This window comes from Streptomyces sp. NPDC007872, assembly GCF_042868165.1.
Lineage (GTDB): Bacteria > Actinomycetota > Actinomycetes > Streptomycetales > Streptomycetaceae > Streptomyces.
The window spans coordinates 207133-222779 of record NZ_JBIAEA010000007.1 but is presented as its reverse complement, the minus strand read 5'-3'; the positions used below and the strand labels follow the sequence as shown (position 1 = coordinate 222779).

14 protein-coding genes are annotated in these 15647 nt (G+C 73.5%); 12 read left to right on the top strand and 2 right to left on the bottom strand.

Annotated features, from left to right (window positions below; genetic code table 11):
* Window positions 1–52: 52 nt before the first annotated feature.
* On the bottom strand, window positions 53–1318 hold the full coding sequence (locus tag ACFYNX_RS24885) for a GNAT family N-acetyltransferase (RefSeq protein ID WP_388664229.1): 1266 nt from the start codon (window positions 1316–1318) through the stop codon (window positions 53–55).
* 201 nt (window positions 1319–1519) lie between these two features.
* Window positions 1520–2461: a cation diffusion facilitator family transporter gene (locus tag ACFYNX_RS24880; RefSeq protein WP_388664227.1), complete on the bottom strand. Its 942-nt coding sequence runs from the start codon at window positions 2459–2461 to the stop codon at window positions 1520–1522.
* Window positions 2462–2875: 414 nt separating this feature from the next.
* Here ACFYNX_RS24880 and ACFYNX_RS24875 point away from each other — a divergent pair, with 414 nt between their 5' ends.
* From ACFYNX_RS24875 to ACFYNX_RS24820, 12 genes are all read left to right on the top strand, one after another.
* Window positions 2876–4669 carry a DUF5941 domain-containing protein gene (locus ACFYNX_RS24875; protein WP_388664536.1) on the top strand — a complete coding sequence of 598 codons (1794 nt, stop codon included), beginning with the start codon at window positions 2876–2878 and terminating at the stop codon, window positions 4667–4669.
* On the top strand, window positions 4666–5403 hold the full coding sequence (locus ACFYNX_RS24870; protein ID WP_365540311.1) for a phosphocholine cytidylyltransferase family protein: 738 nt from the start codon (window positions 4666–4668) through the stop codon (window positions 5401–5403). Before ACFYNX_RS24875 ends, ACFYNX_RS24870 begins: the two co-directional genes overlap by 4 nt.
* Window positions 5391–6452 carry an iron-containing alcohol dehydrogenase family protein gene (locus ACFYNX_RS24865; RefSeq protein ID WP_388664225.1) on the top strand — a complete coding sequence of 354 codons (1062 nt, stop codon included), beginning with the start codon at window positions 5391–5393 and terminating at the stop codon, window positions 6450–6452. Before ACFYNX_RS24870 ends, ACFYNX_RS24865 begins: the two co-directional genes overlap by 13 nt.
* A complete protein-coding gene (locus ACFYNX_RS24860; RefSeq protein ID WP_125663058.1) occupies window positions 6430–7209 on the top strand; it encodes a CDP-alcohol phosphatidyltransferase family protein in 780 nt (259 codons plus the stop codon). Before ACFYNX_RS24865 ends, ACFYNX_RS24860 begins: the two co-directional genes overlap by 23 nt.
* 26 nt (window positions 7210–7235) lie before the next feature.
* Window positions 7236–8102, top strand: coding sequence for a glycosyltransferase family 2 protein (locus ACFYNX_RS24855; protein ID WP_388664534.1), 867 nt, complete (start codon window positions 7236–7238; stop codon window positions 8100–8102).
* A gap of 50 nt (window positions 8103–8152) precedes the next feature.
* Window positions 8153–9082 (top strand): ABC transporter permease, encoded by a 930-nt coding sequence (locus ACFYNX_RS24850; protein ID WP_125663054.1) that lies wholly within the window; start codon window positions 8153–8155, stop codon window positions 9080–9082.
* Window positions 9075–9860: an ABC transporter ATP-binding protein gene (locus ACFYNX_RS24845; protein WP_125663052.1), complete on the top strand. Its 786-nt coding sequence runs from the start codon at window positions 9075–9077 to the stop codon at window positions 9858–9860. The genes ACFYNX_RS24850 and ACFYNX_RS24845 overlap by 8 nt, the downstream gene beginning before the upstream one ends.
* Window positions 9861–9979: 119 nt before the next feature.
* Window positions 9980–10627: a TetR/AcrR family transcriptional regulator gene (locus ACFYNX_RS24840; RefSeq protein ID WP_365540309.1), complete on the top strand. Its 648-nt coding sequence runs from the start codon at window positions 9980–9982 to the stop codon at window positions 10625–10627.
* A 312-nt stretch (window positions 10628–10939) separates the two neighbouring features.
* Window positions 10940–11851: a squalene synthase HpnC gene (gene hpnC, locus ACFYNX_RS24835; protein ID WP_388664221.1), complete on the top strand. Its 912-nt coding sequence runs from the start codon at window positions 10940–10942 to the stop codon at window positions 11849–11851.
* On the top strand, window positions 11848–12798 hold the full coding sequence (gene hpnD, locus ACFYNX_RS24830) for a presqualene diphosphate synthase HpnD (RefSeq protein WP_388664219.1): 951 nt from the start codon (window positions 11848–11850) through the stop codon (window positions 12796–12798). Before hpnC ends, hpnD begins: the two co-directional genes overlap by 4 nt.
* Window positions 12799–13093: 295 nt before the next feature.
* On the top strand, window positions 13094–14494 hold the full coding sequence (hpnE, locus tag ACFYNX_RS24825; protein ID WP_365540306.1) for a hydroxysqualene dehydroxylase HpnE: 1401 nt from the start codon (window positions 13094–13096) through the stop codon (window positions 14492–14494).
* Window positions 14491–15591 (top strand): polyprenyl synthetase family protein, encoded by a 1101-nt coding sequence (locus tag ACFYNX_RS24820; RefSeq protein WP_365540305.1) that lies wholly within the window; start codon window positions 14491–14493, stop codon window positions 15589–15591. Before hpnE ends, ACFYNX_RS24820 begins: the two co-directional genes overlap by 4 nt.
* The last annotated feature ends 56 nt before the right edge of the window (window positions 15592–15647 follow it).

Genomic DNA, 15647 nt, shown 5'->3' with positions numbered 1-15647 from the left:
CCGCACCGGAGTACAACCGGGGCGGCGGGAGCGGGAGGGGTCAGGAGCGGCACTACACCCCGAAAGCGGCGGGATGGACGAGCGCACCCGAGGGAACGGGCCCGGAGCCGTCCAGGACGAGCGCCCTCATCGCCTCGTCCGGAACCTCGAAACCTGGCCTGATTCCATACGCGGACGCCCGTTCGAACCCGAACCGGAGGTAGTACTCCGGGTGCCCCAGGACGAGCACCAGCGTCTCGCCCCGCAGCCGGGCCGCGTCGAGGACCGCCCGGACGACGGCCTGTCCGGCCCCCGTCCGCTGATGTTCCGGCGCCACCGCGACCGGGGCGAGCGCCGCCGCCGGGGCGCCGCCCACCCGGCAGCGGGTGATCAGGGCGTGTGCCGCGACGGTACCGTCCGGGGCCTCGGCCACGTACGACAGGCCCGGCAGCCAGGCCCCGGGGTCCGCCCGGAGCGCGTCGACCAGATCGGCCTCCGCCGCCGACCCGAAGGCCGCGGTCTCGACCCGCCGGACCTCCGCCTCCTCGCCGGGCTCCTCCGGCCGGGTGCGCCAGCGCGGATCGGCGGGGCGCAGGACGAAACCGGCGTAGCCGTAGTCGGAGCCGTGCTCGCGCCGCAGCGCGATCTCGGCGCGGGCCCCGGCGACCGCCTCGGCCATGCCGGGCACGGAGGTGTCCGCCGCCCCGGCGCGCGCGGCGAGCGGACCGTAGTACTCGTCCCAGTCGCCCTCCGGCTGACCGAAGGCGCCCAGGACGTGGTAGCCGGCCGCGACCGCGGCCGCCGCGTTCCCGGCGACGGTGCGGAGCGGGTAGTGCTCCTCCCAGAAGGCGCGGGCCGCCGGGCCCGGCTCCCCGGTGGTCCACACGCACTCGGTGAGCACGAGCGTGCCGCCGGGCGCGAGGAGACGGCGCCACTCGGCGAGAGCCCGGTCGAAACCGAGCACGAAGACCGAGCTCTCGGCCCAGACCAGGTCGAAGGAGCCGTCGGGGAAGGGCAGGGAGCCGATGTCGGCGCGGAGGACGCGGACGGAGCCGCCGTCGGGGTCCGTGCCGTCGAGCCCGCGCGCGGCGGCGGACTCCCGCAGCTCGGCGAGGAACGGCCCGTGGGTGTCGACGGCGGTCACCTCGGCGCCCGCCTCGGCGGCCAGGAGCAGCGCGGAACGACCGGGGCCGCAGCCCAGGTCGAGCACGCGCGGACGCACGGGGAGGTGCCCCGCGAGGGAGAGGAGCCGGCGGGTGGTGGTGTCGGAGCCCGGACCCTGGCGCGGCAGGCCGTGGTGCAGGGCGAAGAAGGCATCGCGAAGAGCGTTGTCGGACAACGTGGGAAACCCTTGGGTGAGAGGGCCCCGGCCGACGACGTGACGTACCGGTGCGAGGACCGGGATCAGGTCAGCCGGAGACCCGGAGGCTGAGGGACGACCGGGCGCTGCCGCACGGGGCAGCCTCCATCGCGACGGTCATCGACCCCAGCTCCTCTCCTCACGCGTTCGTACGAAAAGACTAACAGGCGGCCCGGTGCGCTACAGGCACAGTTTCGCCTCGTGCTCCGCGTGGCCGACCGGCTCCAGTTGGAAGGTGCAGTGCTCCACGTCGAAGTGCGAGCCCAGGCAGCCCTGGAGCGCGTGCAGCACCTTCTCGTGCCCCACCGAGTCGAGGGCCCCCTGGTCGACGACCACGTGCGCCGAGAGGACCGGCATGCCCGAGGTGATCGTCCAGGCGTGCAGGTCGTGCACGTCCTCGACCCCCGGCAGGGCCAGTATGTGGGCCCGCACCTCCGCCATGTCGACGCCCTTGGGGGCCGCCTCCAGGAGCACGTCCAGGGTCTCGCGCAGCAGCTTGACCGTGCGCGGGACGATCATCAGGCCGATCACCAGCGAGGCGATCGGGTCCGCGTACTGCCAGCCCGTGGCCAGGATGATCCCGGACGCGACGATCACGGTGACCGAGCCGAGGGCGTCCGCGAGCACCTCCAGGTACGCCCCGCGGACGTTGAGGCTCTCCCGCTGGCCCCGCATCAGCAGCGACAGCGAGATCACGTTCGCCACCAGGCCGACCGTCGCGAACGCGATGGCGGGGCCGCCCCTGGTCCCGGCCGGTTCGAGGAACCGCTGGACCGCCTCGAACAGCACGTAGCCGCCCACGCCGAGCAGCAGCAGACAGTTGGCGAGCGCCGCCAGGATCTCCGCCCGCGCGTACCCGAAGGTGCGGTTGCCCGAGGGCGGCCGGTTCGCGAAGTGGATCGCCAGGAGCGCCATCGCGAGGCCGACCGCGTCGGTCGCCATGTGGGCCGCGTCCGCGATCAGCGCGAGCGAGTCCGCGACCACGCCGCCGATGATCTCGATCACCATCACGGAGAGCGTGATGCCGAGCGCGATCCGCAACCGGTTCCGGTACGCGGCCCCCGCGGTGCCCGTGGGCGGCGGGCCCCCGTGGCCGTGCCCGTGATCGTGTCCAGCCCCCATGACGTGGCCTCCCGGTCGTGTCGTCCGTATGCCCCGGTGCGCAAGTCAACTACGGGTGGGGGGTATGCGCAACACGGTACTGAACACCGTTGTCATATGCTCTGACCTGCGGTGATGCATTCCGGACAGCGCGTGTGGAGAGGGGCTCGAAGACGGCCCCCGCACAACCCCCGGACCGGGGTTTGTGGGCCGGGCGGGTGATCGCCCATCATGATCTCCGGCGGGCGGGACGCACCGAGGCGGACAGGAGCGTGCCCGGGGGAGTCCTGCCCGCGAAGCCTCGATGAACTCGTCCTTCTGTTCATCGGATAGCCTCAGCCGACGTGTCGCCGCCCGGTGCCGGGCCGCACCGCCGCGCCCGGGGCCGCCATGGGCCCCGCCGGCCCCTCCGTCAGCTCCAAGGAGTGAGTTCGTCTGTCGACCGCCATCCTCACCGGCCCCCCGGCACCCGGATCCTCGCTCGACGGTGATCTGCGGTCGCTCGGCTTCGACGTCCGGATCGCCTCCGGCGCCGAGGAGGCCGGCGCCCTGCTGACCGCCGTCCCGGCGGGCGAGCGCGTCGCGCTCGTCGACCCCCGGTTCGTCGGCCACCTGCACGCGCTGCGCCTCGCCCTCACCGACCCCCGGTTCCCGGCCGCCGGAGTCCCCGGCGCGCTCACCGCGCAGGGCGAGGCCCGTCCCGCCCTGGCCCGGGCCCTGAGCGAGGTCTCCGTGACGTCCGGGGCCCCGGCCGCCCCCGCCGACGACCTCCCCGGCAGCCTCGCCGACGCCCTCGACGCCGACGGCGTCGCCGTGCACCGCCCCCAGCTCGGCACCCTCGTCGCCACCGTGCCCACCGACGCCGAGGCCCGCCACGCGGCGCGCGCCGCCGTCGAGGCCGTCGACGACGAGGCCGTACGCCTCCGCTCGGCCGTGAAGGCGCACGATGGCTTCTTCACCACCTTCTTCATCAGCCCGTACTCGCGCCACATCGCCCGCTGGTGCGCGCGCCGCGGCCTGACCCCCAACCAGGTCACCACCGCCTCGCTGCTCACCGCCCTGATCGCGGCCGGCTGCGCGGCGACCGGCGAGCGCGGCGGCTACGTCGCCGCCGGCGTCCTCCTCCTCGTCTCCTTCGTCCTGGACTGCACCGACGGGCAGCTCGCCCGCTACGCGCTGAAGTACTCGACGATGGGCGCCTGGCTCGACGCCACCTTCGACCGCGCCAAGGAGTACGCCTTCTACGCGGGCCTCGCCCTCGGCGCCGCCCGCGACGGCGACGACGTCTGGGCCCTCGCGCTCGGCTCCATGGTCCTGATGACCTGCCGCCACGTCGTGGACTTCTCCTTCAACGAGGCCAACCACGACGCCACCGCGAACACGAGCCCCACCGCGGCCCTCTCCGACCGGCTCGACGGCCTCGGCTGGACCGTCTGGGCCCGCCGCATGATCATCCTGCCGATCGGCGAGCGCTGGGCGATGATCGCCGTCCTCACCGCCGTCACCACTCCCCGGATCGTCTTCTGGGCGCTGATCGTCGGCTGCGCCTTCGGCGCCTGCTACACCACCGCCGGCCGGGTCCTGCGCTCCCTGACCCGCAAGGCGAGGAGGACCGACCGGGCCGCCCGCGCCCTCGCCGACCTCGCGGACTCCGGTCCCCTGGCACAGGCCGTCGCCAAGGCGGCCCGCCGCCTCGCGCTCCCCGCCCCCGTCGTCGCGTTCCTGGGCGCCGCGCTCGTCGTCGGCTGCGCGCTCGGCGCGGGGCCGGGCGTCACCGTCGCCGCGGCCGCCGGATACGCGGTGCTCGCCGGCGTCGCCGTCGCCCGCCCCCTCAAGGGCGCCCTCGACTGGCTCGTCCCCCCGCTCTTCCGCGCCGCCGAGTACACCACCGTCCTCGTCCTGGCCGTCCGCTCCGACTCCCCGGGGGCCCTCCCGGCGGCGTTCGGGCTGGTCGCGGCGGTCGCCTACCATCACTACGACACGGTGTACCGCATTCGCGGCGGCACCGGCGCGCCGCCCGCCTGGCTGGTGCGCGTCACCGGCGGACACGAGGGGCGCACGCTCCTGGTGACCGTCCTCGCCGCCCTCCTCGCGGGCCGCGGCGACGACTTCACCCCGGCACTGGCCGCCCTCGCGGTCGCCGTCGCGCTGGTGGTGCTCGTGGAGTCCATCCGCTTCTGGGTCTCCGCCGGAGCACCCGCCGTTCACGACGAAGGAGAAACAGCATGATCGGTCTCGTACTGGCAGCCGGTGCCGGACGGCGTCTGCGCCCCTACACCGACACCCTTCCGAAGGCCCTCGTGCCGGTCGACGGGGACACCACGATCCTCGACCTGACCCTGAAGAACTTCGCCGAGATCGGCCTCACCGAGGTCGCGATCGTCGTCGGCTACCGCAAGGAGGCCGTCTACGACCGCAAGGAGGCCCTGGAGGCCGAGTACGGGCTGAAGATCACCCTCGTCGACAACGACAAGGCCGAGGAGTGGAACAACGCCTACTCCCTGTGGTGCGCCCGCGAGGTCCTCAAGCGCGGTGTGATCCTCGCCAACGGCGACACCGTCCACCCCGTCTCCGTCGAGAAGACCCTGCTCGCCGCCCGCGGCGACGGGCAGAAGATCATCCTCGCCCTCGACGCGGTGAAGAACCTCGCCGACGAGGAGATGAAGGTCATCACCGCCGAGGGCGAGGGCGTCCGGCGGATCACCAAGCTCATGGACCCGGCGACCGCCACCGGCGAGTACATCGGCGTCACCCTGATCGAGGCCGAGGCCGCCGAGGAGCTCGCCGACGCCCTCAAGGCCACCTTCGAGCGCGACCCCGACCTCTACTACGAGGACGGCTACCAGGAGCTGGTCAACCGCGGCTTCACCGTCGACGTGGCCCCCATCGGCGACGTCAAGTGGGTCGAGATCGACAACCACGACGACCTCGCGAAGGGCCGTGAGATCGCGTGCCAGTACTGACCCGGCTGATCCCGTCGCCGGTCGTCGTCGACATCCGCGGAGGAGCGCTGGACGACCTGTCCGCGCTCCTCGCGGACCAGCGGATCTCCAGCAACGGCAAGATCGCCGTCGCCATCAGCGAGGGCTCCGGCCTCAAGCTCCGGGACCGCTTCGCCGCCGAGCTGCCCGGCGCCGACTGGTACCCGGTCGCCGGCGGCACCATCGACGAGGCCGTGAAGCTCGCCGACGCCATGCGCGGCAAGCGGTACGACGCGGTGGTGGCCCTCGGCGGCGGCAAGATCATCGACGTGACCAAGTACGCGGCGGCCCGGGTCGGGCTGCCGCTGGTGGCCATCGCCACCAACCTGTCGCACGACGGGATCTGCTCCCCGATCTCCACCCTGGACAACGACAACGGGCGCGGCTCCTACGGCGTCCCCACCCCGATCGCCCTCGTCATCGACCTGGACGTGATCAGGGACGCCCCGGTCCGCTTCGTCCGCTCCGGCATCGGCGACGCGATCTCCAACATCTCCGCCCTGGCGGACTGGGAGCTCTCCCACCGCGAGACCGGCGAGCACGTCGACGGCCTCGCGGCCGCCATGGCCCGCAGCGCCGGAGAGGCCGTGCTCCGCCACCCCGGCGGCGTCGGCGACGACGACTTCCTCGTCACCCTCTCCGAGGGCCTGGTGATGTCCGGCATCGCCATGTCGATCAGCGGCGACAGCCGCCCCTCCTCGGGCGCCTGCCACGAGATCAGCCACGCCTTCGACCTGCTCTACCCGGCCCGCGCCGCCAGCCACGGCGAGCAGTGCGGCCTCGGGGCGGCCTTCGCCATGCACCTGCGCGGCGCCCGGGCGGAGTCCGCGCAGATGGTCGCCACGCTGCGCCGGCACGGCCTGCCCGTCACGCCGGAGGAGATGGGCTTCACCGTGGACGAGTTCGTCCACGCGGTGTCCTTCGCCCCGCAGACCCGGCCGGGCCGCTTCACCATCCTGGAACACCTCGACCTGTCCGACGACGAGATCAGGGACGCGTACGCCGACTATGCACAAGCCATCGGTAGCTGAGCTCCGCCCGGTCGTCCACCCCCCGGGCGTGAAGGACCGGCGGAGCGGCGAGCACTGGGGCGGCCGTCTGTACATGCGGGAGATCTCGCTGCGGATCACCCGGCAGTTGGCGAACACCCGGGTCACTCCCAACCAACTGACCTACCTCATGACCGTCTTCGGCGCGCTCGCCGCCCCGGCGCTCCTCGTGCCGGGCATCCCGGGCGCCGTCCTCGGCGTGCTCATGGTCCAGCTCTACCTGCTGCTCGACTGCGTCGACGGCGAGCTGGCCCGCTGGAAGAAGCAGTTCTCGCTCGGCGGCGTCTACCTGGACCGGGTCGGCGCCTACCTGTGCGACGCGGCGGTCCTCGTCGGCTTCGGCCTGCGCGCCGCCGACCTGTGGGGCACCGGACGGATCGACTGGCTGTGGGCCTTCCTGGGCACCCTCGCCGCCCTCGGCGCCATCCTGATCAAGGCCGAGACCGACCTCGTCGGCGTCGCCCGCCACCAGGGCGGCCTCCCGCCGGTCAAGGAGTCCGCCGCCGAGCCGCGCTCCTCCGGCATGGCGCTGGCCCGCCGGGCCGCCGCCGCGCTCAAGTTCCACCGGCTGATCCTCGGGATCGAGGCCTCCCTGCTCATCCTGGTCCTCGCGATCGCGGACCAGGTCAGGGGCGACCTCTTCTTCTCCCGGCTCGGCGTCGCCGTCCTCGCCGGCATCGCCCTGCTCCAGACCGTGCTGCACCTGGTGTCGATCATGGTCTCCAGCAGGCTGAAGTGAGGCCGGCCGTGAACACGCCGCTCAGGATGGGGGCCGTCGTCATCACGATGGGCGACCGCCCCGACGGCCTGCGCGCGCTGATCGACTCGATCGCCGCGCAGGAGGGCGACCCCGTCGAGGTCGTCGTCGTCGGCCAGGGCACCCCGGTCACCGGGGTGCCCGACCGGGTCCGCACCGTCGACCTGCCGGAGAACGTCGGCATCCCCGCCGGCCGGAACGTCGGCATCGAGGCCTTCGGCCCCGGCGGCACCGACGTCGACGTCCTGCTCTTCCTCGACGACGACGGCCTGCTCGCCCACGCCGACACCGCCGAGCTGGTCCGGCAGGCCTTCACCGCCGACCCGCGCCTCGGCATCGTCAGCTTCCGCATCGCCGACCCGGAGACCGGCGCCACCCAGCGCCGGCACGTGCCGCGGCTGCGCGCCGCCGACCCGATGCGCTCCTCGCGGGTGACCACCTTCCTCGGCGGCGCCAACGCCGTCCGCACCAAGGTCTTCGCCGAAGTCGGCGGTCTGCCCGGCGAGTTCTTCTACGCGCACGAGGAGACCGACCTCGCCTGGCGCGCGCTCGACGCCGACTGGATGATCGACTACCGTTCCGACATGGTGCTGCTGCACCCCACCACAGCACCTTCCCGGCACGCCTCCTACCACTTCAACGTGGCGCGCAACCGCGTGTGGCTGGCCCGTCGCAACCTGCCCGCGCCCCTGGTGCCGGTCTACCTCGGCGTCTGGCTGCTGCTCACGCTGGCCCGGCGGCCCTCGCCCTCCGCACTGAAGGCGTGGTGCGGCGGATTCCGGGCGGGCTGGACCACCCCCTGCGGACCGCGCCGCCCCATGAGGTGGCGTACGGTGTGGCGGCTGACCCGGCTGGGTCGCCCCCCGGTCGTCTGACATCGTGGTACCCGACGTGCCGCGCATCTTGAACATGAAAGTTTCGACTTGTGAGTGACACACACCAGGGCGGGGCGGTCGCGACGAGCGCGCCCCCGTCCGTCGACGAGGGCCTGGCTCCGGCCGACCTTGCCGCGAAGTACGGCCTCTCGGTCAGCGGCGCCCGGCCCGGCCTGTTCGAGTACGTCCGTGAGCTGTGGAGCCGTCGCCACTTCATCCTGGCCTTCTCCTCCGCCAAGCTGACCGCCCAGTACAGCCAGGCGAAGCTGGGCCAGGTGTGGCAGGTGGCGACCCCCCTCCTGAACGCCCTGGTCTACTACCTGATCTTCGGGCTGATCCTGGGGGCCGGGAAGGGACTGTCCAAGGACGTCTACATCCCGTTCCTGGTCACCGGCATCTTCGTGTTCACCTTCACCCAGAGCTCGGTGATGGCCGGCGTCCGGGCGATCTCGGGCAACCTGGGCCTCGTCCGCGCCCTGCACTTCCCGCGCGCCACCCTCCCGATCTCCTTCTCCCTCCAGCAGCTCCAGCAGCTCCTGTTCTCGATGATCGTGCTCGTGGCGGTCGCGATCTCCTTCGGCAGCTACCCCTCGCTCCGCTGGCTGCTGGTGGTCCCCGCGCTGTTCCTGCAGTTCGTCTTCAACATCGGCCTGGCCATGATCATGGCCAGGATGGGGGCCAGGACGCCCGACCTCGCCCAGCTCATGCCGTTCGTCATGCGCACCTGGATGTACGCCTCCGGCGTGATGTTCTCGATCCCGGCGATGCTCTCCGACAAGCCCGCCTGGATCGCCGACGTCCTCATGTACAACCCGGCGGCCGTCTACATGGACCTGATCCGCTTCTCCCTCATCGAGGGCTACGGCGCGGAGAACCTGCCGTCCCACGTCTGGATGACCGCCCTCGGCTGGGCCCTGGCCTTCGGCATCGGCGGCTTCGTCTACTTCTGGAAGGCCGAGGAGAGGTACGGCCGTGGCTGACCCGACCAAGAGCAACGTCCCCACCGTCATCTGCGACGAGGTCCACATCGTCTACCGGGTCAACGCCGGCGGCGGGGGCAAGGGCAGCGCCACGGCGGCGCTCAGCCGGATCGTCGGCCGCGGCAAGGCCGAGGTCTCCCGGGGCGTCCGCAAGGTCCACGCGGTCCGCGGCGTCACCTTCACCGCCTACCGGGGCGAGGCCATCGGCCTCATCGGCTCCAACGGCTCCGGCAAGTCCACCCTGCTGCGCGCCATCGCCGGCCTGCTCCCCACCGAGAGCGGCAAGGTCTACACCGACGGCCAGCCCTCGCTCCTCGGCGTCAACGCGGCCCTGATGAACGACCTCACCGGCGAGCGCAACGTGATCCTCGGCGGCCTCGCCATGGGCATGAGCCGCGAGGAGGTCCGCTCCCGCTACGAGGGCATCGTCGACTTCTCCGGCATCAACGAGAAGGGCGACTTCATCAGCCTGCCCATGCGCACGTACTCCTCCGGCATGGGCGCCCGGCTCCGCTTCGCCATCGCGGCCGCCAAGAACCACGACGTCCTCCTCATCGACGAGGCCCTCGCCACCGGTGACCGCAAGTTCCAGATCCGTTCCGAGGAGCGCATCCGCGAGCTGCGCAAGGAGGCCGGCACGGTCTTCCTGGTGAGCCACAGCAACAAGTCCATCCGGGACACCTGCGACCGGGTGCTCTGGCTGGAGAAGGGCCAGCTCCTCATGGACGGCCCCACGGACGAGGTCCTCAAGGCGTACGAGCGGGAGACCGCCCGCTGAGCGCCCCCCGCCCGAGCCGCCGCCCCCGTCGCGTCCCCCGCGCCGGGGGCGGCGCCGTTTCCGCGCGGCGTGCGGCCACCCGGAATGTTCATGCGGTCAACATCGGGCAGGATGAGCCCATGGCAGCGATCTCGGGGGGAAAGACCTACCACCACGGCGATCTGCGGAACGCGCTGATCTGCGCGGCCGTCGGCCTCGCCACCGAGGGAGGCCCCGAACGGGTCGTGCTGCGCGAGGCGGCCCGCCGGGTCGGCGTCTCGCCCACCGCCGCCTACCGGCACTTCGACGGCCGGGGCGAGCTCCTCCGCACGGTCAGGGCCCACGCCCAGCGGATGCTCGCCGACTCCATGGAGCGCGCCGCCGCCCGCGAACCCGGCGCCGACGACCCCGTCCTCGCGGCCGAGCGCCGGCTCGCCGCCCTCTGCCGGGGGTACGTCGGCTTCGCCGTGGAGCAGCCGGGACTCTACCGGGCCGCGTTCTGCCTGCCCCGCCCGGCCGGGGCGGGCGCGGCGGTGCCGGAGCGGCAGCCGCACGAGCCCGAGGTGCGGGCCTTCGCCCTGCTCGGCGAGGCCCTCGACGCCCTCGCCGGGAGCAACGCCCCGCAGCGGACCGTCCGCCCCGCCGCCGGTGCCGCCGCGTGGTCGGCCGTGCACGGGCTGTCACTCCTGCTGCTCGAAGGGCCTCTTCGGCGCCTTCCCGCACAGCGCAGGAACGCCGTCGTCGAGTCCACCCTCGCCATGGTCGTCACCGGGACACGCGCCCCCTGAGCCTCGGTTCGACCCGAACTCCCTTGCGGTACGGGCAGATTGACGTCCCGTACGGGTGAGGTTCCCGACGCCCGCCACCCCGGAACGGCGACGGTCGTCGTACAACGTAAGCTGGACCGGTCTGTTTCGCGGCAAGTAGGGCGATACCCCACGGCCATCGGGCCCCGGGTGGCGGCCCTACGGGCAGGGGTCGGCGGCGTGTCCGAAATAGGATGGATTGGGTCAGCAGTGTAGAACGGGAGACGTGACGGCCATGACGCAGAATCTCCAGCTCCACGAGGGTGTCGCCGTCCCTCCGTCGGGCAGCGACCGGTGACGGACCCCCGGCAGGCGCGCCCCGGCGCCACCTCGCGCGCCACCCTCGGCAAGGCCGCGGACGAGAACTTCCCCGTCGCCCCCTTCTTCCTGCCCCGCGCCTGGCGCGACGACCTCATGGCCGTCTACGGCTACGCCCGGCTCGTCGACGACATCGGCGACGGCGACCTCGCCCCCGGCGGGGCCGACGCCCGCCGGCTCGGCGTCGCCCCCGAGCACGCCGAGGACCGGCTCGCCCTCCTCGACGCCTTCGAGGCCGACCTCCACCGCGTCTTCGACTCCACCCCGCGCCACCCCCTGCTGCGCGCCCTCCAGCCCACCGTCGAGCGGTGCGGACTCGCCCCCGGGCCCTTCCTCGGCCTGATCGCCGCCAACCGCCAGGACCAGGTGGTCGGCCGCTACGAGACGTACGACGACCTCCTCGCGTACTGCGAACTCTCCGCCAACCCCGTCGGCCGCCTCGTCCTCGGGATCACCGGCACCGAGACCCCCGAGCGGATCCGGCGCTCCGACGAGATCTGCACCGCCCTCCAGATCGTCGAGCACCTCCAGGACGTCGCCGAGGACCTCGGCCGCGACCGGATCTACCTGCCCGCCGAGGACCTCAAGCGCTTCCACGTCACCGAGGACGACCTCGCCCGGCCCACCGCCGGCGCCTCCGTCCGCGCCCTGATCGCCTTCGAGGCCGAGCGGGTCCGCGCGCTGCTCCACGCGGGCGTCCCCCTCGTCGGCAGCGTCCACGGCCGCCTCCGCCTCCTCCTCGCCGGATTCACCGCCGGGGGACTCGCGGCCCTCGACGCGATCACCGACGCCGGATACGACGTACTGACCGGCCCGCCCGGGCCCACCAAGCCGAGCCTGCTGCGCCGGGCGGGAGCGGTCCTGCTCCGGGCGCGGGGAGAGGGGTGACCGTGACCGTGGAGGGACAGCACCAGCCGTCCGCGCCGGTACAGGCCGCCTACAGCTACTGCGAGGCGGTCACCGGGCAGCAGGCCCGCAACTTCGCCTACGGCATCCGGCTGCTGCCGGCCGAGAAGCGCCAGACGATGTCCGCGCTCTACGCCTTCTCGCGGCGCGTCGACGACATCGGCGACGGCACCCTCGCGCCCGGCGAGAAGAAGGAGCGCCTGGAGGCCACCCGGGACCTGCTCGACCGGATCCGCTCCGACAAGGTCGGCGAGGACGACACCGACCCGGTCGCCGTCGCCCTCGCCGACTCCGCCCGGCGCTTCCCGATCCCGCTCGACGGCCTCGACGAACTCATCGACGGCGTCCTCATGGACGTCCACGGCGCCACCTACGCGACCTGGGACGACCTCAAGGTCTACTGCCGCTGCGTCGCCGGCGCCATCGGTCGCCTCTCCCTCGGCGTCTTCGGCACCCACCCGGGCGCCCACGGCGCCGACCGCGCCCCCGAGTACGCCGACACCCTGGGGCTCGCGCTCCAACTCACCAACATCCTCAGGGACGTGCGCGAGGACGCGGAGAACGGGCGCACCTACCTGCCCGCCGACGACCTCGCCAAGTTCGGCTGCGGGGACGGCTTCGGCGGCCCCCTGCCCGAGGGCTCCGACTTCGCCGGGCTCGTCCACTTCGAAGTGCGGCGCGCCCGCGCCCTGTTCGCCGAGGGCTACCGGCTGCTTCCCCTGCTCGACCGGCGCAGCGGCGCCTGCGTCGCCGCCATGGCCGGCATCTACCGGCGCCTGCTCGACCGGATCGAGCGCGACCCGGAGGCGGTCCTGCGCGGCCGCGTCTCCCTGCCGGGCCGCGAGAAGGCGTACGTAGCGGTGCGCGGCCTCTCCGGCCTCGACGCCCGCCACGTCACCCGCCGCGACGCCGGGAGGCGCACCCGATGAACCCGTACGCGCCGGAGCGCCCGGCCGCGCCCGGCACCGCGCTCCCGATCGTTCCCGGCGCGCTTCCCGTCCGCGCGGCGAACCGCCGACCCGGCGCCGCCCCCCGTACGATCACCGTCCGCGCGGCCGTCCCCGGCACGACCGTTTCCCGTGCGTCCGCCGTCCGCACGGTCGCCCCCCGTGCGGCCGTCGGCCGTGCCGCGACCCCCGGCGCCGTCCCGGCGTCCCCGACCACGGCCGTCACGTGCGGCCCGGACCCGACGGGTCCGACCACGACGAACCGATCGGAGGCCGCGTGACCCAGGACGCGACCGGGCGGGACGCCCGGCAGGCCCACGCCGTCGTCGTCGGCGGCGGCCTCGCCGGGACCACCGCCGCGCTCCAGCTCGCCGACGCGGGCGTCCGCGTCACCCTCCTCGAAGGCCGGCCCCGGCTCGGCGGCCTCGCCTTCTCCTTCCGCCGCGGAGACCTGACCGTCGACAACGGCCAGCACGTCTACCTGCGCTGCTGCACCGCCTACCGCTGGTTCCTCGACCGGATCGACGGCGCCCACCTCGCCCCCGTCCAGGACCGCCTCGACGTGCCCGTCCTCGACGTCGGCCACCGCCGCGGCCCCCGGCTCGGCCGGATCCGCCGCGACGACCTGCCCGTCCCGTTCCACCTCGCCCGCAGCCTGGCGACCTACCCCCACCTCAGCGCCGTCGAGCGCGTGAGCGTCGGCCGGGCCGCGCTCGCCCTGAGCCGGCTCGACCCCGCCGACCCGGCCCTGGACGGCATCGACTTCGCCACCTGGCTCGGCCGCCACGGACAGTCCCCGCGCGCCGTCGAGGCCCTGTGGGACCTCGTCGGCGTCGCCACCCTCAACGCCACCGCCCCGCACGCCTCCATGGGCCTGGCCGCCATGGTCTTCAAGACCGGACTCCTCTCCGAGCCCGGCGCCGCCGACATCGGCTGGGCCCGCGTCCCGCTCGGCGAACTCCACGACACCCTGGCCGGAAAGGCCCTCGCCGCCCTCGGCGTGCGCACCGAGCTGCGCACCAAGGCCGAGCGGATCTCCCGCACCGCCGACGGGCGCTGGGCCGTGGAGGTGCCGGGCGAGACGATCGAGGCCGACGCCGTCGTCCTCGCCGTACCGCAGCACGAGACCCACGCCCTGCTGCCCGACGGCGCCCTCGACGACCCCGACCGGCTCCTCGACATCGGCACCGCCCCCATCCTCAACCTGCACGTCGTCTACGACCGCAAGGTGCTGAGGCGGCCCTTCTTCACCGCCCTCGGCTCCCCGGTGCAGTGGGTCTTCGACCGCACCGACGCCTCGGGCCTCACGGGCGGCGGCCAGTACCTCGCCGTCTCCCAGTCCGCCGCCCAGGACGACATCGACGAGCCCGTCGCCGTCCTGCGCGAGCGCTACCTCCCGGAGCTGGAGCGGCTGCTGCCCGCCGCCCGCGGCGCCGGGGTGCGCGACTTCTTCGTCACCAGGGAGCGGACGGCGACGTTCGACCCCGCCCCGGGCACCGGCCGGCTCCGCCCCGGCGCCCGCACCCGGGCACCCGGCCTCCACCTGGCCGGAGCCTGGACCGCCACCAACTGGCCCGCGACCATGGAGGGGGCCGTCCGCAGTGGTTTCAGCGCTGCGGGCGCCGCGCTCTCCGCCCTCGGCCGCCGCCATGACCATCCGCTGCAGGAGGCGGTATGAGTGTGAGTACCGGAACAAGAGGAGAGACCGTGCCGACAGCGCCGCCGGGACACCCGGCCGTCGACACCGCGGACGTGTCCGCACTGCTGGAGCGGGGACGGGCCCTGTCCACCCCCGTACTGCGGGCGGCCGTCGACCGCCTCGCGCCGCCCATGGACACCGTGGCCGCCTACCACTTCGGCTGGATCGACGCGCAGGGCAACCCCGCCGACGGCGACGGCGGCAAGGCCGTCCGCCCCGCGCTCGCCCTGCTGTCGGCCGAGGCCGCGGGCGCCGCGCCCGAGGTCGGGATCCCCGGCGCCGTCGCCGTGGAGCTCGTCCACAACTTCTCGCTGCTCCACGACGACCTGATGGACGGCGACGAGCAGCGCCGCCACCGCGACACGGTGTGGAAGGTGCACGGCCCCGCGCAGGCCATCCTCGTCGGCGACGCCCTCTTCGCCCTCGCCAACGAGCTGCTCCTCGAACTCGGCACCGTCGAGGCCGGACGGGCCACCCGCCGGCTCACCACGGCCACCCGCAAGCTCATCGACGGACAGGCCCAGGACATCTCCTACGAGCACCGCGAGCGGGTCACCGTCGCGGAGTGCCTGGAGATGGAGGGCAACAAGACCGGCGCCCTCCTGGCCTGCGCCGTCTCCATCGGCGCGGTCCTCGGCGGGGCCGACGACCGGACCGCCGACAAGCTGGAGGAGTACGGCTACCACCTCGGCCTCGCCTTCCAGGCCGTGGACGACCTGCTCGGCATCTGGGGCGACCCGGAGTCCACCGGCAAGCAGACCTGGAGCGACCTGCGCCAGCGCAAGAAGTCCCTGCCCGTCGTCGCCGCCCTCGCCGCCGGCGGCCCGGCCTCCGAGCGGCTCGGCGAGCTGCTCGCCACGGACGCCAAGTCCAGCGACTTCGACTCCTTCTCCGAGGAGGAGTTCGCCGCCCGCGCCGCCCTCATCGAGGAGGCCGGGGGCCGGGAGTGGACCTCCCAGGAGGCCCGCCGCCAGCACGCCGTCGCGATCGCGGCCCTGGACGAGGTGGACATGCCCGCCCGGGTGCGGGACCAGCTCGTCGCCCTCGCCGACTTCGTGGTCGTACGGAAGAGATGATCACCATCACCCTGATATGAGTTCGCGGTCGCCGGCCGGTGCCACCCGGCGCCGGC